Annotated in this window: 15 protein-coding genes and 1 pseudogene; all 16 read left to right on the top strand. The window is 31.9% G+C overall.

The features are described 5' to 3' along the window. Position 1: 1 nt before the first annotated feature. The 16 genes and pseudogenes from ABD816_RS09095 to ABD816_RS09020 all read left to right on the top strand — a co-directional run bounded on the left by ABD816_RS09095 (position 2) and on the right by ABD816_RS09020 (position 18,306). The gene (locus ABD816_RS09095) at positions 2-919 is read left to right on the top strand and encodes a PorP/SprF family type IX secretion system membrane protein (RefSeq protein WP_344926635.1); all 918 of its coding nucleotides are present in this window, start codon (positions 2-4) and stop codon (positions 917-919) included. Between the two features lie 3 nt (positions 920-922). Continuing rightward, positions 923-2,971, top strand: a complete 2,049-nt coding sequence (locus ABD816_RS09090; protein ID WP_344926633.1) for an OmpA family protein — start codon at positions 923-925, stop codon at positions 2,969-2,971. Positions 2,972-3,220: 249 nt separating this feature from the next. After that, complete coding sequence (locus tag ABD816_RS09085; protein ID WP_344926630.1) at positions 3,221-3,829, top strand: CDP-alcohol phosphatidyltransferase family protein; 609 nt, start codon at positions 3,221-3,223, stop codon at positions 3,827-3,829. After that, complete coding sequence (locus tag ABD816_RS09080; protein WP_344926628.1) at positions 3,813-4,625, top strand: phosphatidate cytidylyltransferase; 813 nt, start codon at positions 3,813-3,815, stop codon at positions 4,623-4,625. Before ABD816_RS09085 ends, ABD816_RS09080 begins: the two co-directional genes overlap by 17 nt. A gap of 4 nt (positions 4,626-4,629) precedes the next feature. After that, positions 4,630-5,679 (top strand): patatin-like phospholipase family protein, encoded by a 1,050-nt coding sequence (locus tag ABD816_RS09075; protein WP_344926627.1) that lies wholly within the window; start codon positions 4,630-4,632, stop codon positions 5,677-5,679. 51 nt (positions 5,680-5,730) lie between these two features. Next, positions 5,731-6,486 (top strand): SDR family NAD(P)-dependent oxidoreductase, encoded by a 756-nt coding sequence (locus ABD816_RS09070; protein ID WP_344926991.1) that lies wholly within the window; start codon positions 5,731-5,733, stop codon positions 6,484-6,486. Continuing rightward, the gene (locus ABD816_RS09065; RefSeq protein WP_344926626.1) at positions 6,468-7,778 is read left to right on the top strand and encodes a phosphatase PAP2 family protein; all 1,311 of its coding nucleotides are present in this window, start codon (positions 6,468-6,470) and stop codon (positions 7,776-7,778) included. The genes ABD816_RS09070 and ABD816_RS09065 overlap by 19 nt, the downstream gene beginning before the upstream one ends. Beyond that, entirely contained in the window at positions 7,775-9,472 is a 1,698-nt protein-coding gene (locus ABD816_RS09060; protein WP_344926624.1) for a bifunctional alpha/beta hydrolase/class I SAM-dependent methyltransferase, read from the top strand. Before ABD816_RS09065 ends, ABD816_RS09060 begins: the two co-directional genes overlap by 4 nt. 355 nt (positions 9,473-9,827) lie before the next feature. Beyond that, the gene (rpsA, locus tag ABD816_RS09055) at positions 9,828-11,657 is read left to right on the top strand and encodes a 30S ribosomal protein S1 (protein ID WP_344926622.1); all 1,830 of its coding nucleotides are present in this window, start codon (positions 9,828-9,830) and stop codon (positions 11,655-11,657) included. A 442-nt stretch (positions 11,658-12,099) separates the two neighbouring features. After that, positions 12,100-13,869: a hypothetical protein gene (locus ABD816_RS09050; RefSeq protein WP_344926620.1), complete on the top strand. Its 1,770-nt coding sequence runs from the start codon at positions 12,100-12,102 to the stop codon at positions 13,867-13,869. A 660-nt stretch (positions 13,870-14,529) separates the two neighbouring features. Further along, positions 14,530-14,876 (top strand): annotated as a pseudogene (locus tag ABD816_RS09045) (S1 RNA-binding domain-containing protein); the annotation flags it as partial. Positions 14,877-14,995: 119 nt separating this feature from the next. Further along, positions 14,996-15,694, top strand: coding sequence for a hypothetical protein (locus ABD816_RS09040; protein ID WP_344926618.1), 699 nt, complete (start codon positions 14,996-14,998; stop codon positions 15,692-15,694). 142 nt (positions 15,695-15,836) lie between these two features. Beyond that, positions 15,837-16,376: a bifunctional pyr operon transcriptional regulator/uracil phosphoribosyltransferase PyrR gene (gene pyrR / locus ABD816_RS09035; RefSeq protein WP_344926616.1), complete on the top strand. Its 540-nt coding sequence runs from the start codon at positions 15,837-15,839 to the stop codon at positions 16,374-16,376. Between the two features lie 101 nt (positions 16,377-16,477). Continuing rightward, positions 16,478-17,407: an aspartate carbamoyltransferase catalytic subunit gene (locus ABD816_RS09030; RefSeq protein ID WP_344926615.1), complete on the top strand. Its 930-nt coding sequence runs from the start codon at positions 16,478-16,480 to the stop codon at positions 17,405-17,407. A 4-nt stretch (positions 17,408-17,411) separates the two neighbouring features. Further along, the gene (locus tag ABD816_RS09025) at positions 17,412-17,744 is read left to right on the top strand and encodes a ribonuclease Z (protein WP_344926613.1); all 333 of its coding nucleotides are present in this window, start codon (positions 17,412-17,414) and stop codon (positions 17,742-17,744) included. Positions 17,745-17,853: 109 nt separating this feature from the next. After that, complete coding sequence (locus ABD816_RS09020; RefSeq protein ID WP_344926611.1) at positions 17,854-18,306, top strand: thioredoxin family protein; 453 nt, start codon at positions 17,854-17,856, stop codon at positions 18,304-18,306. Positions 18,307-18,353 lie beyond the last annotated feature (47 nt).

Below are 18,353 nucleotides of genomic sequence, written 5' to 3'. Positions count from 1 at the left end.
CATGAAATCAATATTTATTTTTAGTATATCGATCATTTTCTGCTCTTTAATGTATGGGCAGCAAGAACCGCAGTATTCTCAATATATGTATAATATGAGCACGGTTAATCCAGGCTATGTTACAAATCAAAGTGGTCTAATTTCAACAGGTTTGTTATATAGAAAACAATGGACAGGATTAGCAGGAGCTCCAGAAACAGGAAATGTTTTTGGTCATATTCCGCTAAATGAGAAAATAGAACTGAGCGTAAACTATGTAAACGATCAGATAGGAGAAGCAATAAGTGTTAATAACCATTTCTTTAATATTGATTTTGCATATATAACCCGTATATCAGATATGTTTAAATTATCATATGGTTTAAAAGCCGGTTTTAATAGCTTTCAGTTTAATGCAACGGATTCAGACGTTTCTGATGATCCTGCCTTTTCTGAGAATACATCAGAACTAGGATTAACGATAGGAGCAGGATTGTTTTTGTTTTCTAATAATTTCTATGCAGGAATATCATCTCCTAATTTATTGCCAAATGATGTTAGTATTACAGAAGTAGGAGTTGCTCAATCAAAAACTCATATATATGCGGTAAGTGGCTATGTATTTGATGTAGTTGATGAGGTAAAACTAAAACCTTCGCTGGTGGTTAAACAAGTACTTGATTCTCCTATGACCTTTGATATTTCTTTAAATTCTTTACTATATGATAGATTCGAATTAGGTATTTCTTATCGATATGAAGATGCTTTTATTGCATTGGCAGGAATCAATATAACAAAGAGTCTTAAAGTGGGATATGCATACGACTTTAGTACTAGTGATTTAAGCGGGTATAATAATGGAAGTCATGAAATTGTATTGTTATACAATTTTGATTTACTCAATTTTAGTAACAAATATACTTCTCCTAGATTTTTCTAAATTATGAATACGAAACTACTACTAATATTTACTTTGTTGATAACTCAGTTTTCTTTTTCACAGAAGAAAAGCAGAGCGGATCGTTTTTTTGAAACCGGAGATTATATTAACGCAGCTATTCAATATGAAGAAGAATTAAATCAGAAAGGGTATTCCAAGCCAATTCTTACTAATATATCTACATCATATTACAATACATTTCAGTTTAAGCAAGCGTATCGATATCTTGCGGTACTCACTACCGGAAGATTTTATCAAAAAGATAAATCATACGATAACTCTTTTAATTTTATGATGTATCAAGTGCTTTCTTCATTAGGTAAGTATGATAAAGCAGTCGATTTTTTGGCATTGTATGAAAAAAATGAAAAAGGTACTGAATTAAATAAATCAGAAGCTATCTCCATCATTGAGACATTCAAGTTAAAAGATGATGATTACACCATAAAAGAGGTGTCATTTAATTCAGTTTCATCAGAGTTTGGTGCTGTAAAACGAGATAGCATTATCTATTTTACTACGGATAATAGTATTGGAGGTTTTATGAATAAAAACTATAAATGGACACACCGCCCATTCTTAGATATTCTGCAGGTTAATGTGGACAATAATAACACGCCGGTGTCAGATGTGCAATCCATATCAGATGAAATTAATTCGAATCTGCATGAAGGTAATTTTTGTTTTACACCCGATGGTAATACCATCTATTTTTCTAAAAGTAATGCTGAAAAAGGAAAAAAGAAATTCGATAGTTTAGGGAATAATGTTATTTATTTATATAAATCATTAAAAGTTGACGGGCTGTGGCAAACTCCAGAAAAACTTCCATTTAATGAAATAGGGTACTCAATGGAACATCCTTCATTAAATGAAGATGGTACAATGCTATACTTTGCTTCTAATATTCCTGGAGGTTATGGAGATTTTGATATTTATTCTTCAACAATTAATATGGATAACACCTATGGAAGTCCTAAAAATTTAGGAGCTTCTATTAATACAATACATAGAGAACAATTTCCTTTTGTTGCTAATGAGGGACATCTTTTCTTTTCTTCTAACGGTCATTTAGGACTAGGGATGATGGATATTTTTGTTTCAGAATTAAAAGAGGGAATACTTACAAAACCAATAAACCTGGGAGCTCCTATAAACTCAGGATATGATGATTTTTCTATATCCTATTATAATGATAAAGACGGTTTTTTTGCTTCAAATAGAAAAAATAAATCAGATGATGATATCTATTCTTTTACTCAGATAGGAGAAATCTTTCCAAAAGAATATACGGCTAATTTTGAGGTAAGAGAATTTGCTTCAGATAGTTATATTCCGAATTCTGATGTGATTTTGTATGATAGTAATCAGCAGATAGTTTATGAGGGCAGGTTGGATTCTGTAGCTGCATTTAGCTTAGCTATCTTTCCCGGTACATATGAGTTAAAAGCATCTTCTGATGGTTATGAAACTAAAGCAAAACCTATTTTGGTAAAAGAAAAGGAAGCCCAAACCTATATTATTTATCTTGATAAGAAGAAATCAATTTCAAAGGATACAGCGCAAGATGACAAAGCAATTACTACTTCTAAGGAAGGAAATAAGGTAAAAGATGCTGATATATCAGCAGAAGAAATCAAACAGGAATTGATGGCAGATACAGAAGGACCTAAAGTAATTGAGAAAAATGGAAAACTCTATTTTGATGTACCTCCTATCTATTTTGATTATGATAAATGGAATATTAGGGCAGATTCTAAAAAAGTATTAGATGAGTTCGCCTTAAAATTAGAAAAATATAGTACTGTTTATATAAAAATTGATGCACATACTGATAGTAGAGGGACCGAATCTTATAATCAGGTATTATCAGAAAAAAGAGCTGAATCAACACGTAATTATCTAGCGCTGGTTGGATACGTAAATGCCAGAAGAATGAAGTTTGAAGGTTTTGGTGAATCAAAGCCTTTGATTGAATGTGATTCTAAAGCTTGTAGCGAAGAAGAGCATCAAATAAATAGGAGAAGTGATTTTGAGATTGTGAAATATTAATATATTTTTTGAGAATAATCTTATGTGTATACAACCATCTAAAAGGTTAGAAAAAAGTAATTTTAAGAAGCTGCCTTTTTGTTATTGCGAATAAAAATTCGTCTTGATGATATTTGATATACTAATTCAAGTACTCTAGAATCTTTAAAGTAAAAAATAATAGATTCATTTACTGATGTTTATGGAGTTTTAGTTATTTACCATTAAAAAACTTAAGTTTGACTTAAAATATAGTAAAAGGCAATTCTAATGATTTCGATTTATAAATTGAAACCCAAATTTCAGCAAATTCTTAATCCAATTTTGCTTTTTTTACATAAACAAAAGGTAACAGCAAATCAAATCACCCTTAGTTCTGTTTTGTTATCTGTCGTCATAGCTGGGTTATTTTGGAATGCAGATATTAATACTTGGTATTTTTTATGCTTACCCATAGGACTTTTGTTAAGAATGGCGCTTAATGCACTAGATGGCATGATGGCTAGAAAATTTAATCAAACAAGCACATTGGGAGAAGTTTTAAATGAAGTAGGGGATATAATTTCAGATGTGCTTATCTTTTTTCCTTTATTAAAATTCCAACCAGAAAGTTTGTATTTAGTGATCACGTTTATATTGCTAAGTGTTATTAATGAATTTTCTGGATTATTGGGTAAAGCAATAGGAAAAAGTCGTCGTTATGATGGTCCTATGGGTAAAAGTGATCGCGCTTTTCTATTAGGTGTTTATGGGCTTATCCAATTTTTTGAAGTACATATTTCGGGCTATTCTAACTTTATTTTTGGAGGCATTATTTTATTGCTCGTTCTTAGTACTTTTACACGTCTTAAGAAAGCACTAAATGAAACCACAAAATAATTCAGAAAATAAATATGCTGATGTTCCTCTTAGGGTAAAGACTTGGGTTTTTATTATTTTAGTTTTTTCTATTTCTATTTCTCATCCTATGACGATGAAAATTTTCGTTTCCTGGATAGGATTTCAGGTTTTTTTTGAATTTTTAAAGATGTTTGCCATCGCAGGGAATAAATATATTCCTTCTTTAGTTGTTGGGGTTACTCAGTTTTTTTTATTGTATTTTTTTAGTTTTGAGAATTATTTCTTTTACGCTCTTTTACTTTTTCTGCTAATAACTATCTTTTTTTTAATTAGATTAAGAACACTAAAAAAAATATCAGGTATACCAATAGCTCTGGTTATAGCTCTTTTCATTTTTCCATATTTGTTTTTTCTAAGAGAGAGTACTTGGGGGGTAGAAGCACTTATTTTCTTAGTAGTAGTTACTGAGTTAAATGATGTTTTTCAATATCTAATGGGCAAGTCTTTTGGGAAACACAAAATAATACCTGCAATCAGTCCTAATAAAACCAGAGAAGGTTTTATAGGAGGTGTATTGCTTACCATTCTTTTGAGTAATGTTTTGGGATACTTTTTATTACCATCTACAATTTTTATTAATACAGTTTTAGGAGTTATACTGGGAGTTTTTGGTTTTTTTGGTGATATTTTTATGTCTTTCCTAAAAAGAAAAACTGGTGTAAAAGACACTGGAGCACTTCTTCCTGGTCATGGCGGATTACTTGATAGAATGGATAGTCTTATTTTTAATACTCCCATCTTTTTTTGGCTGCTTCCTTTATTTTTGAAAAATTAAGATTATGGAGGATACATTTAATAATGCATTTATACTTTCTGGTGGAGGAACAAGATTGATGATATATCTTGGGATGTATGCTGCCTTAGAAAAATTGCAGATGCAACCTGATGTTCTTATTGGTACCTGTGGTGGAGCTTTTGCTGCAACAGTTATTAATGCATTTCCCGATACAACCCTACGAAAAGAGTATTTGAAATCTGAAGAATATTTTCAATTTGTAATTAAAAAAAGGCTTACAAAAGAAAAAAAACTTCTAAAAATAGGTCTTTTATCCTTAAAAAAAATAATAGATAAACGAAATGCGCCTTTTATTGAAGATGTATTTAGTAAATATCTGGCAGACATATCTCAAGATTTTACAAAAGATTTTCCTTCATTAGCCAGTACCAGGTTTTCAAAAGAAGTTCCAACACTGATTTTGGGTTCAGAGATGCTTTTTAGCCCAGATGAGGTAGGGCAGAAAAGAAATGATCGTAAACTATATCAGAAAGTAATATTTACAGATTCAGAAACTGCAAAAAGAATAGATATCGAAAAAATAGTAATTTCATCAGAAAATTACAGAAATAGCGGAGTAGCAGTCACTCCAAAGATAGTAACGGATATATCGCTATTAACGAGTGCAAGAATTTCAATTTCAGACATGTTTTACGTTGCACCTTTTAATTTAGAAGACACATATTTTGCAGGTGGTGCGATAGATTTAATTCCGATAGAGTTGGCAAGACATATCTCGAAGGCAGTGATTATTGAGAAAAAACAATCGTACAGTGCTGTTGAAGAAGCATTTGTTCGTGCGGTTTTAGGATATAGTGGTACCAAAAGATTAGAAGAGATTCAAAACTATACTCCTGATCATGAGATTGATACAAGAAATATCAAAAGAGTATTAGAAGGATACTACGTTAAAAAGAAAATTTGTTGGAAAAGATTAGAGATCTGTTTTGATTACCCTGCCAGTTATCAGCAATTCAGAGAAGATATGGACAGACAATGGAATTATGGATTTCAACAAACATTGAAGAGTATTCAAAGCAAAAGTAAACTATAAAATCACTCAAAACATATATATTTACAGATTACTTATAATCACTGTTACATGATGAATATCTTTATTGCTGGCGGAACTTCGGGAATTGGGTATGCATTAGCTGTGCATTATTTATCAAAAGGATATCGTGTAGGTGTTTGTGGAAGAGATATTAATAAAGTACCAAAAAATAATTTGAACAGCTTACTTGTGTATGAAGCAGATGTTTCTATAATGTCTTCAATTAAAACTGTACTACAAAATTTTCTGGATGGACATAAAAATCTTGATGTTTTTATTAATTGTGCAGGAAGTTATGCTGAGGATGTAGCTGGGCAAATCTCTTATGAAGAGGCGGAGCAAATGTTGCAAACTAATATTTTAGGAACCATTAATTGTTTTGAAGTTGCACGATTGCTAATGCAGCATCAAAAAAATGGACGTATTGCGGTTATAGCATCTGTTTCGGGTATTTTAGATTATAAGAAATCCAGTCTTTATACTAAGACAAAACGTTCTGTAATTAATATTGCAGAAGCTTATCATAGAGCATTAGAACCATTTGGAATCTCTGTGACCACCATTGCACCTGGTTATATTGATACATTAAAATTAAGAGAATTAAATGGTCATGATTTAAGTAAAAAACCATTTCTGGTAGATGTTGATTCGGCAATAAAAATAATTTACGAAGCGATCGATACAAGAAAAAAGTTACTCATTTTTCCAACCAAAATGAAGTGGCTAATGACATTTTTATCGGTATTACCCTCTTCATTCCTCAATGTAATTATGTATAGAAAAGCCAAATGGATGCAACAAGATTAAGTGTAAGAAAGAAAATAAAGGCTGCCCTTATTACTTCCTTATTTTTTGGAGTAATTTATAATTTTGCAGCTTGGTATTCATCAACCTTATCTTATGTACCTTCCTTTGTTTTCAGTATTGAAAAATATATTCCATTCTTACCCTGGACAATTATTCCATACATGACAAGTGGTATTTTTTTTAGCACAATTTTTTTCTTTTGTAAAAAAGAGGAGCAGTTAATAACTTTGAGTAAGAGATTGTTATTCGTTATTCTTGTTGCTGGAATTTTTTATTTTTTAGTTCCTTTAAAATTTTCATTAGTAAAGCCAGAGACCAATAATCTGTGGTTTCAATTTTTATTTGATTTTATAAAAAACGTTGATTCTCCCTATAATCAAGCACCTTCACTACATATTTCATTTGCTTTTGTGTTTTGGACAGTGTTTAGGGATTTCAAAAAAAAATGGCGAATCCTAATCGCTTTTTGGTTAATTTTATTGGGACTTTCAACGCTTACTACATATCAGCATCATGTAATTGATATGGTAACAGCTGCCATATTGGCTCAATTCACTCTTATTATTTTCCCAATACATCAAAATAATTTTCAATTAAGAAACTTTCATATTGCTAATTATTATTTCCTTGGTGGTTGGATTACAATATTATTATCATTATTACTTACTGAGTTCATTAATGGTCTCTGTATTATATTACTTTGGCCATCTTTAGTCATATTTTTAGTAGGGTATTATTATCAAAAGAATCATGTTCATTTTTTAAAGGATAGATCGGGTAATATAGCATGGTTTAAAAAAATATTTTATTTTCCTTATATAATGATCTATTGGTTTTTCTGGAAGTTTTTAAGGAAGAACAAAGAAACAATAGAGATTCTACCTAAAATTTATATATCTTCAAAGCTTGATAAAGAAGAGATTCAAAACTTTAATTTCAATCAAAATACTGTAGTATATGATTTTTCTGCTGAGCTGGAAGAGCATACTGGTATTAAAGAGAATTCAAAATATTTTTGTGTTCCAATATTAGATATAGGTGCATTTGACAGTGTTAATGTAAGAAAAATAGTGTTAGGAATTTCAGGGAATTATGAACAACTTCCTCCAGAAGGAAGAATACTGATTCATTGTACCATGGGATTTACCAGAAGTACCTTTATAGGAATTCTTGTTGTAAAAAACATACTATCTTTATCTACAGAAGAGGCGGTGACAAAAGTAGAAAGCGCACATAAACATGCTGTAATACCTAATTATTTACAGAATTTTTTAAAAACATTTGATATATGAGTACAGGGCAATTTAATAGTTTTGATGGAAGTGAAATTTTTTATCGTACTTGGAATTTTAAACCATCACAAAAAACTATCATCATAATTCATCGAGGACATGAACACTCTGAAAGGTTACAAGATATAGCTACTTCTTCTCAGTTTTCTCAATTTAATGTCTTTGGGTTTGATTTACGTGGTCATGGACATACAAAAACAGAAACCTCTTCGGTTTTTATGGATTATGTGAGAGATTTGGATGCTTTTGTCAAGTATTTACAGTCTAATTATGAGGTATCAACGCACGACGTTTTTGTGGTTGCAAATAGTATTGGGGGAGTGATTGCTGCTGCTTGGGCACATGATTTTGCCCCAAACATTGCCGGCATGGCTCTACTTGCACCAGCTTTTAGAATTAACCTTATAGTTCCTTTAGCAAATGAGATGATAACTTTAGGTACTAAATTGAATAAAGGATTAATTATTAAGAGTTATGTAAAATCAAAAATGCTTACGCACGATGTAGCACAACAAAAAGCGTATGACACAGACCCTCTAATTACCAGATCGATTGACGCAAAATTACTGATAGACCTTGCAGATGCAGGAAAACGATTGGTAGAAGATGCTGAAGCGATTGATACACCAACACTCATTTTATCAGCAGAAAAAGACAAAGTAGTTTTTAATAAAGACCAAAAAATATTTTTTGAGAAATTAGATACTGATGTAAAAGAACTAGTAGTTTTACCAGATTTCTTTCATGGGATTTTGTTTGAGAAAGAAAAGGAAATGGTGTATGATAAAATTAATGCTTTTATAGATAAATGCTTTGCTCAACCACAAAAGGAACCAGGTATACTTCCAGATGAATTTTCGCTAAAAGAGCATAATAGCTTACATAATAATGAAGGAAATAACTTTAATTTTAAATTTCAAAAATGGTCTTTAGGTAAAATAGGGAAGATTAGTGATGGGATGGCGATAGGGTTAAAACATGGCTTTGATTCTGGGGCTTCTTTAGACTATGTATACCATAACCAACCCAAAGGAAAATTAGGCTTTGGAAAACTAATGGATAAAAATTATTTAGAAGCCATTGGTTGGAGAGGAATTAGAATACGAAAACAACACTTATTACAACTTTTAGAAAAGAATATTGAAAATTTACATAAGCAAGGTCGTAACATTAAAATTTTAGATATTGCAGGAGGTACAGGTAATTATCTTTTTGATATTAAGGATGCATATCCGGAAGCAGAAATTGTTATTAATGAATTTGTAAAAGATAATATTGAAATAGGACAAAAAGTTATTGAAGAGAAAAAATATCAAAATGTAAGATTTACAAATTTTGATTGTTTTGACATGGCAACATATACAAAAATAAATTTTGAACCTAATATTATCGTTGTTTCCGGAATTTTAGAACTTTTTGGTGATAACGAATTAGCAAGTAAAGCACTGACGGGGATAAAATCTATTGCAGAAGAAGGTGCTAACGTAGTGTATACAGGTCAACCCTGGCATCCACAACTAAAAATGATTGCGTATGTGTTAAATAGTCATCAAAAGAAAAATTGGGTAATGAGGAGACGGTCTCAAAAAGAATTAGACCGATTGATGGCTTTTAATCATATATATAAAGAAACAATGCTGATTGACGATTTCGGAATTTTTACAGTTTCTTCTGCAACCATTAAATCGTCTTGAATTAAATAGGAGGTGAGTGAGGTATTGATGATGTGAGTACCAAATGGTAATTTGTAGTAACATAGTACAGCTATAGTGTATCAAGAGATATGGTTTGTTTATGATAAATTTTCTAAATTAATTTTATATCCAATACAAGGTTTTATGGAGTACTAAGCTATTTTAATATTATTATTAAAACTTTAGGATGTTGTATTGGATAACTTCTTGTTTTCTATTAAATTAAATTGTAATTTTGCACTCCTTTTTAGCGAGTAAGAGAATAAAAAAGGGTTGAAATTTAAATTTAATTAACGCTTCTGTACGCGTTTCGTGTTGATTCTCTGATGAATACAGAATACAAATTTTATCTTCAATGTCTGAAGAAACAAAAAATACAGATGTTAAGGAAGTAGAAGCGCCAAAGGCCGCTCCTGCAGTATCTCCTCAACAAGCAAATCCAGAACAATTTTTAGCAGATTTTAACTGGCACAACTATGAAGAAGGAATTGATCCTATAGAGGATGCAAAACTGGAAGAATTTGAAACATTAGTGGCAGAGAATTTTGTAGACACTTTAAATGATGAAGTGGTAGAAGGAACAGTAATTAATCTTACTGATCGTGATGCTATCATTGATATCAATGCAAAAAGTGAAGGGGTTATTTCATTAAATGAATTCCGTTACAATCCAGATCTTAAAGTAGGTGATAAGGTAGAAGTATTAATTGATATTCGCGAAGATGCGACAGGTCAATTGATTCTTTCTCACCGTAAAGCACGTGTTATTAAGGCTTGGGATAGAGTTAATAATGCACACGATACAGGCGAAATCGTAAATGGTTTTGTGAAGTGTAGAACAAAAGGAGGTATGATCGTTGATGTTTTTGGTATAGAAGCTTTCTTGCCAGGTTCTCAGATCGATGTGAAGCCTATCCGTGATTATGATGCATATGTTGGTAAAACAATGGAATTTAAGGTGGTTAAGATTAATCACGAATTCAAAAATGTTGTAGTATCTCATAAAGCGCTTATTGAAGCAGATATCGAAGAGCAGAAAAAAGAAATTATTGGTCAATTAGAAAAAGGTCAAGTATTAGAAGGTACCGTGAAGAATGTTACTTCTTATGGTGTATTTGTTGATCTTGGAGGAGTTGATGGACTAATTCATATTACTGATCTTTCTTGGTCTAGAATTAACCATCCTAATGAAATGGTAGAGCTTGATCAGAAATTGAATGTTGTAATCTTAGATTTTGATGAAGCTAAGACACGTATTCAATTAGGTCTTAAGCAATTAAAACCACATCCTTGGGAAGCTTTAGGAAAAGAAGTTAAAGTTGGTGATCAGGTAAAAGGTAAAGTAGTTGTTATTGCAGATTACGGTGCATTTATTGAAGTAGAAGAAGGTGTAGAAGGATTGATTCACGTTTCAGAAATGTCTTGGTCAACACATTTACGTTCCGCTCAGGATTTTGTAAAAGTTGGTGATGTAGTGGATGCTGTTATTTTAACATTAGATAGAGAAGAAAGAAAAATGTCTCTTGGTGTTAAACAATTAACTCCGGATCCTTGGACTGATATTACATCAAAATATCCTGTAGGTTCTAAACATACTGGTATCGTTCGTAACTTTACTAATTTTGGAGTATTTGTAGAATTAGAAGAAGGAATTGATGGATTAATTTATATCTCTGATCTTTCTTGGACTAAGAAAATTAAGCACCCATCTGATTTTACTAATGTTGGTGATAAATTAGAAGTAGTTGTTCTTGAGTTAGATGTAGAAGGACGTAAATTAAGTCTTGGACATAAACAGACTGAGGATAATCCTTGGGATAAGTATGAGACAGAATTTGCCGTTGGTACTAAACATACTAATACTATTGAAGAGATTGTAGACAAAGGTGCTACTATCGTTTTCAATGAAGATATTGTTGCTTTTGTACCTTCACGTCATCTTGAGAAAGAAGATGGTAAGAAATTAGGTAAAGGTGATGAAGCAGAATTCCAAATTATTGAGTTCAACAAAGAATTCAAAAGAGTGGTAGCTTCTCATACAGCTTTATTTAAAGAAGAAGAAGCTAAGATTGTTAAGCAAGCAGCTAAGAAAGCTTCTGCAGCTAGTTCTGGAGAAAAGACAACTCTTGGAGATATCGATGTTTTAGCAGAGCTTAAAGCAAAAATGGAAAAAGGAGGAAATTAAAATAAACTCTTTTTATTTCAGATATAAAACCGTATGATTTTTATCATACGGTTTTTTTGTATAATAAAGCGAAATACAATTGTATATGAATAGTGATAATGGCCAGCAATTGTTTCTAGTTTAGTGTAAATTTCACGGAAAACGGGGTGTTTTTTCTTTTTAAAAGTTTTGTTATTTGTAATACTACTATTTGAGAATTAATTTATAACATCAAAAACTTAACTATGAAATCTCTTAAGACCTTACTAGTAAGACTGTTTTTTCTTTTATTTTTTCACTTTCATTTGCCCAAAATGGAACAAACTTAACTATCAGCCGGAATGGAGTTGACTTTACTTTTTCTTTTACCTGTGATGGAGGAGATTGTCAATATGGACAGTTTGTAACAGGAGATTATTGGATTGTTCCTAACAGTCCTAATGGAACTGTACAGTTTACTGAAATGACTCCAAGTGGTGAGTTTAATGGAGCTGTCGTTAATCCTGATCTATTAAGAGATACTCAAGGAAATTTATTAGCAAATGAAGATCAAAAACAGGGCTTACTGAATCCGTATGATTTTTATAGTGCTGACTTAAATATCATGAATAATCTGCCTTATAATGCTTCTGCTGGTGAATCTATTTATAAGATCAAGGCTAAGAATACTGGATGTGGTACTAGATATATTGAAATTGGATGTGTGGATACTGCAGTGGTTCTAACAATTCTAGCAGAAGTACCTCTCAATAATGGAAGCACAAGTTTTAGACCACCTGTAGCTGGGACTTGGAAACCATTGTATACTATTGATAAAGTTCGCATGGACCGATTGCCTAGATTACCACAAATATCAGATGGTTCTCATGGAACAATTGGTGGGCCCAGAGGCTTCGAAGATTGGTTAGTACCGCAGGTAGATTTATACGGTAAGGTTTCCGGATTTGGAGAATTTTTTAGAGGTACAGTGCCTCATGCAGCACAGCCCGACTATGGTGCCACACAGAGCCAATATTATTTGGAGAGTATTTCTCAATTATTTGGTTTAGAAACAAATGAAGAAAAGGAGCCAGGTACTTATTCTCTCATGCAAAGAGGTATTGATATCTATGCGATTTATAAAATGGGAATATCTTTTTCTTCAGGTGCTGGGCAATTTGCAGGTAAAAAGCCTGCATTAACATTTTTTGCCGCAATGTATGACGATTTGGATATTTTAAACGAAGTGCGAGCAATTGCATCTGATCCTAATGCTTTGGAGAATACTACTTTTCAAGAAGATTCACAAATTTATAGAGGAGTAAATGGTGTAGCTCTGTGGGGAGATCAAAACGGTTTGGATAATATTCATTGGTATTTTTCAGCATTATATCCAAGACTAGATACGCAAGGATCTTCAGCTGATCCTTATGGCTATATTGATGGTCCTGCAGGAGGTATTCACCCTGATCCTGATCAAACAAGGGATAGACAATATGTAACTACAGTAGGAGGTGTTTTTATTGGATATGCATTTTTGCAGAATTTGATGCCTTGGTATGCTTATGCAGCAGGTGATCCAGAAATTATAGAATGGTCAGATAGAATTTATAGAGGATATGGAGTTGATAATTTCGATGGAGGTTTATGGACGGCTCCAGACCCCGTTGCTCCCGTAGATTCCAATGATTATGAAGATTGTAATCCATTTAGGCTGTATTCTACAGGGGTGACAGGATGCTCTGGTTATATGGAAACTTGGGGGCCTAGTCCAGAAGATTTTAGTAATTACATAGCTCATAATGGTGATCCTATGACTGATGGTAGAATGCCTTTACTACATGGTCACCAACTTAGTTTTACGAGATTAATAAGAGTGGTACAAAATCATTGGGATGAATTACGTCCTTGTTCAGATCCTAATAATCCAAGCTATCCTTGTGATGGGCTTGGTTCTACGCCTAATACGCTAAGTGTTGATACTCCAGGAGTAGTTGAATTAGAGAATATGATAGTAACTTCTATAACTAATCAAGGAATTACAGTATCAGATAGAACAGAAAAGTTTTATGATAAAATAGCTATTAAACTATATTCTATTACAGGAGCTTTGATAGCGGAAAAAAACGGAAATGGTACAGAATTAACACTAGAGTGGAATGAGAGTGCTACTTTATCGAAGAGCGAAGTTTATATTGTTCAATTTTATATGGATGACAAGAAATTTGTAAACAAAATAGTGGTCAGTTATTAATTATGATGAGAACAGTTTATTCGGGATTATAAAAATCAAAATAAAGCCACTCTAGACGATATGTTGGGGTGGCTTTGATCCTATTTGCATCATTTGCAATGAAACGTGAATAAATGTTTCTCGTATAAATCATGTATTGGTCTAGATTTAAATTACACGGAAAACGGAGTGTTTTTTTAGATTAAAAGTTAGTTTATAAAATAGCTTAACCATAAAACCCTTAAGAACTTACTAGTATGCTCGGTTGAACCTATGGTTTTGAAAATAGGGTAGTACCATGAGTAGACCTTTATGGTTCTACTTTTTCAGCAACTGGGACAGGAGAGTTTAATTGAGCAACGATTCCAAATGCGGTATAAACCTCTTATATTATGGTTCAATTAAGGGAACATTTACTAGATATTTCTGAACTTTTCGGTTGAGCAACCGAAGAAAAAAAGAAACCAGGAGCATATTCGTTAATATAAAGAGGAATTGATTTTTATGTGATTTATAAAATGAGTATTTCCTTCATCTGGAGCGGGACAGGTTGCATAAAAAAAGCCTGCATTGCGATTTTTTGCAGCAATACATAATGATTTAAATGTCTTAAATGTAGTAAGGGCTATATCTTCAAATCTAAAAGATATAGCCCTACGCTTTTTTCAAGAAGATTCTCAGATATCAGTTGGTGATATCATAAAAGTTGTTAATATAACATTAGATAGAGAAAAAAGAAAAATGTCTCTTGGTGTTAAACGATTAAACTCCGATCCTTGGATTGATATTACATCAAAATACCCTGTGTAGGTTCTAAACATACTAGTATCGATCGTAACATTACTAATTTTGGAGTATTTGTAGAATTAGAAGAAGGAAGAGATGGATTAATTTATATCTCTGATCTTTCTTAGACTAAGAAAAATAAGCACCCATCTGATTTTACTAATGTTGGTGATAAATTAAAAGTGGTTATTCTTAAGTTAGCTGTAGAAGGATGTAAATTAGGTCTTGGACTTAAACAGACTTAGGATAATCCTTGGGATAACACACGCACTTAGTTTGAAGTATGTATTTTATCACTGAAAACAGTGATTTGTGGGAAGGTGTTTTTTCTGATATTTGTGTAATAGAAACAGTTGTATTTATGAAATTAGTATATAGTGTATTCATATTTAATTTATTAACAAATATTATGACAGGTCAATTGGGAAAGATGCATTCTGAGGAAGATTTAAAAAAATTCAAAGAACAAGTAGATCAAACGATTGCATTAGGAAGAGATGCTATCATTGCAACAGCGTCAAAAGCAGTTAGTGACGACCCCAAGTCATTAATAAAGGATGAAAACTTACATGTTTCTGTGTATTATAATGAGATGCGGGTTAAAGTGATATTTATGGAGAGATCCCCTATCATATATCTGAGTTATCTATCTGATTCTGAGTTTTATTTAAAAATAGGGGTGTTTGTTTATTTGGATAAGGTTACAGGATTAGAAGCTTCTTCAATTCCTGATGAATATTCTACTGGTTTTAGTTTGAATAGATATATATATCGTGCTACTAAAGAAAAGGAAATAGCTATTGATAAAGTTCTCGCTCTTAATAATACCAATGACGATATGTATCATATTAACAAAAATTCTATCAATACAATTATTAGAGAACGCGAAAGTTTTTATGCAATCCAGATAGGACATTCCTATCCTATTACTTATAAATTAGATAAAAAATCCGGGAAGATATATGATTATAAAGATCCCTATGCAGACTTTTATCCTTCTCCTGCTAGTCCACCTTATATGATTCCTTATGGCGGTGAATGGGTAGAAATGAAAGAATAATTACCAATTAATCATTGATGAATTAGTATAAAAGATTATTGATGTTCTTTTAAGTTTTTATTGATTTGTTTAATAGCATCCTTCTCATTGGTTACTTCTAAATTTTAATTACTTTTGTAATTAAGGTATTCATTTAGATATTATGAGTCAAAAAATATTACTTAGCGCAAAAGAAGTACATATTATTCTGCATCGTTTGGCTTGTCAATTAATAGAGAATCACACGCATTTTAATGAAACGGTTCTTATTGGAGTGCAACCTAAAGGTGGTTTCTTAGCCAATAGAATTAAGAATATTTTATCAGAGGATTATGGGTTGAAAGATGTTAAATTGGGACATCTGGATATTACCTTTTATCGTGATGATTTTAGAAGAGGAGAAAAAATTTTAGAAGCTAATAAAACACATATTGATTTTACTGTAGAAGATAAACGTGTTGTATTCATCGATGATGTATTATACACTGGTAGAAGTATCAGATCTGCATTGACAGCTATACAATCGTTTGGAAGGCCTAAAGAAATAGAATTATTGACTCTAATTGACAGACGTTTTAGCAGACACCTGCCCATACAACCTAATTATAGAGGTCGGCAAGTGGATGCTATCAATATGGAAAAAGTAAAAGTATGTTGGGTAGAGAATGAAGGAGAGGATGTGGTGCTTCTTGTGAATAATTAAAGAATCTATTCAATTAATAATAGTATTAGAACCGATAATAGAATACAAGAAAATACTTATCTCTAGGATTAGTATAGAAAAAACATAAATTAAGAAACAAAATGAGCGAATTAAGTGTCAATCACTTATTAGGGATCAAATATTTAACCAAAGAAGATATTAATCTAATCTTTCAAACCGCAGATCATTTTAAAGAAGTGATTAACCGTCCGATTAAAAAAGTTCCTTCGCTTAGAGATATTACTATTGCTAATCTGTTTTTTGAAAATAGTACACGAACACGTTTATCTTTTGAACTTGCTGAGAAGAGACTTTCTGCAGATGTAATTAATTTTTCTGCTGCATCTTCTTCTGTTAAAAAAGGAGAAACCCTCATTGATACTGTGAATAATATTCTGTCAATGAAAGTAGACATGGTTGTGATGAGACATCCTAATCCAGGGGCAGGTGTTTTTCTTTCTAAACATGTAGATGCAAGTATTATAAATGCAGGGGATGGTGCCCATGAACATCCTACGCAAGCATTACTGGATTCTTATTCGATTAGAGAAAGATTAGGAGAGGTTCAAGGTAAAAAAATAGTTATTGTTGGAGATATTTTGCATTCCAGAGTTGCACTTTCCAATATATTTGCTCTCAAATTGCAAGGAGCCGAAGTGAAAGTTTGTGGGCCCAAAACGTTAATACCTAAATATATTGAGAAATTAGGTGTTCAGGTAGAAACAGATTTAAAAAAAGCATTAAATTGGTGTGATGTTGCAAATATGTTACGTGTACAAAATGAACGTATGGAAATAAGTTATTTCCCTTCTACTAGAGAGTATACGCAGCAATTTGGAGTAAATAAAGAAATATTGGAAAGCCTGAATAAAGAAATTGTAATTATGCATCCGGGTCCTATTAATCGTGGCGTAGAGATCACAAGCGATGTTGCAGATTCTGATCAGGCAATTATATTAGATCAAGTTCAAAACGGTGTCGCAGTTAGGATGGCGGTTATCTACCTTTTAGCTTCAAAAATAAAACAATAGATATATGATATTCGATAAAAAAGATTCAACCACAATTATCACTCAGGAAAAAGCTACACTAGTAGAGTTTGTAAAAGGAGTAGAAGATGCATATGAGTCCATAAAAAATGACAATATTATCATCAATTTATTTTCAATAAAAAACATTTCATTTGATGGTATAAATGAATTTATCCGGGTTTCTAAAAAGTATAAATCATCTAATAGATCCTTTGTAATTGTTACTGATAAGATTGCTTATGACAATGCTCCGGATGGAATTACCATTGTTCCTACGCTTCAGGAAGCGCATGATTTGATAGAAATGGAAGAGATTGAAAGAGATTTGGGTATTTAGGTTATAAAAAGTTTACGATATTAAGGGATTATTCGTTTATGAAGTGGTTCAGTTTATTATTTTAGCGTTAAAAACGTAAGTGCATATGTTTTATTTCGTCTGATAATTTATGAATACATTAAAACTACTGATTTTCTTACTATCCTTCATTTTTTATACGTCCGTTCATGCACAGGATTGGCAATATAATTTTGAAGATGCGATTGCATTAGCAAAAGAGAAAAATCAAAATATAGTCCTTTTATTTACTGGATCTGATTGGTGTCCTCCTTGTATTAAATTAGAAAAAAGAATTTTTTCGGATCCTGAATTTAAAGAATTTGCAGATCAAAAATTCATTTGGGTAAAGGCCGATTTTCCAAAGCGTTCTAAGAATAAACTGAGTGAGGAACAAGAAAATAGAAACATGAAATTAGCAGAACGCTATAATAAAAAAATGGTTTTCCCTGTGTTATTAGTATTGAATAAACAAGGAACTGTTCTCGGAGCTACTGGATATAGAAAATCAACTGTAGAAGGTTATATTTCTATGCTTACAAATTTTGATTCTTTTGCCAATTGATCTGGTGATGTGCATTTGATTATTTAAAATAGTACCAGTTATTTTGA

The organism is Aquimarina addita (assembly GCF_039539305.1).
GTDB classification, from domain to species: domain Bacteria; phylum Bacteroidota; class Bacteroidia; order Flavobacteriales; family Flavobacteriaceae; genus Aquimarina; species Aquimarina addita.
This window is presented reverse-complemented; position numbering and strand designations above follow the sequence as displayed.

Coding starts and splice junctions, on each gene's coding strand:
- ABD816_RS09080 (WP_344926628.1), top strand. CDS start 3,813: ATGAAACCACAAAATAATTCAGAAAATAAATATGCTGATGTTCCTCTT.
- ABD816_RS09020 (WP_344926611.1), top strand. CDS start 17,854: ATGAATACATTAAAACTACTGATTTTCTTACTATCCTTCATTTTTTAT.
- ABD816_RS09030 (WP_344926615.1), top strand. CDS start 16,478: ATGAGCGAATTAAGTGTCAATCACTTATTAGGGATCAAATATTTAACC.
- ABD816_RS09075 (WP_344926627.1), top strand. CDS start 4,630: ATGGAGGATACATTTAATAATGCATTTATACTTTCTGGTGGAGGAACA.
- ABD816_RS09050 (WP_344926620.1), top strand. CDS start 12,100: ATGACTCCAAGTGGTGAGTTTAATGGAGCTGTCGTTAATCCTGATCTA.
- ABD816_RS09040 (WP_344926618.1), top strand. CDS start 14,996: ATGAAATTAGTATATAGTGTATTCATATTTAATTTATTAACAAATATT.
- pyrR (WP_344926616.1), top strand. CDS start 15,837: ATGAGTCAAAAAATATTACTTAGCGCAAAAGAAGTACATATTATTCTG.
- ABD816_RS09085 (WP_344926630.1), top strand. CDS start 3,221: ATGATTTCGATTTATAAATTGAAACCCAAATTTCAGCAAATTCTTAAT.
- rpsA (WP_344926622.1), top strand. CDS start 9,828: ATGTCTGAAGAAACAAAAAATACAGATGTTAAGGAAGTAGAAGCGCCA.
- ABD816_RS09070 (WP_344926991.1), top strand. CDS start 5,731: ATGAATATCTTTATTGCTGGCGGAACTTCGGGAATTGGGTATGCATTA.
- ABD816_RS09065 (WP_344926626.1), top strand. CDS start 6,468: ATGGATGCAACAAGATTAAGTGTAAGAAAGAAAATAAAGGCTGCCCTT.
- ABD816_RS09095 (WP_344926635.1), top strand. CDS start 2: ATGAAATCAATATTTATTTTTAGTATATCGATCATTTTCTGCTCTTTA.
- ABD816_RS09090 (WP_344926633.1), top strand. CDS start 923: ATGAATACGAAACTACTACTAATATTTACTTTGTTGATAACTCAGTTT.
- ABD816_RS09025 (WP_344926613.1), top strand. CDS start 17,412: ATGATATTCGATAAAAAAGATTCAACCACAATTATCACTCAGGAAAAA.
- ABD816_RS09060 (WP_344926624.1), top strand. CDS start 7,775: ATGAGTACAGGGCAATTTAATAGTTTTGATGGAAGTGAAATTTTTTAT.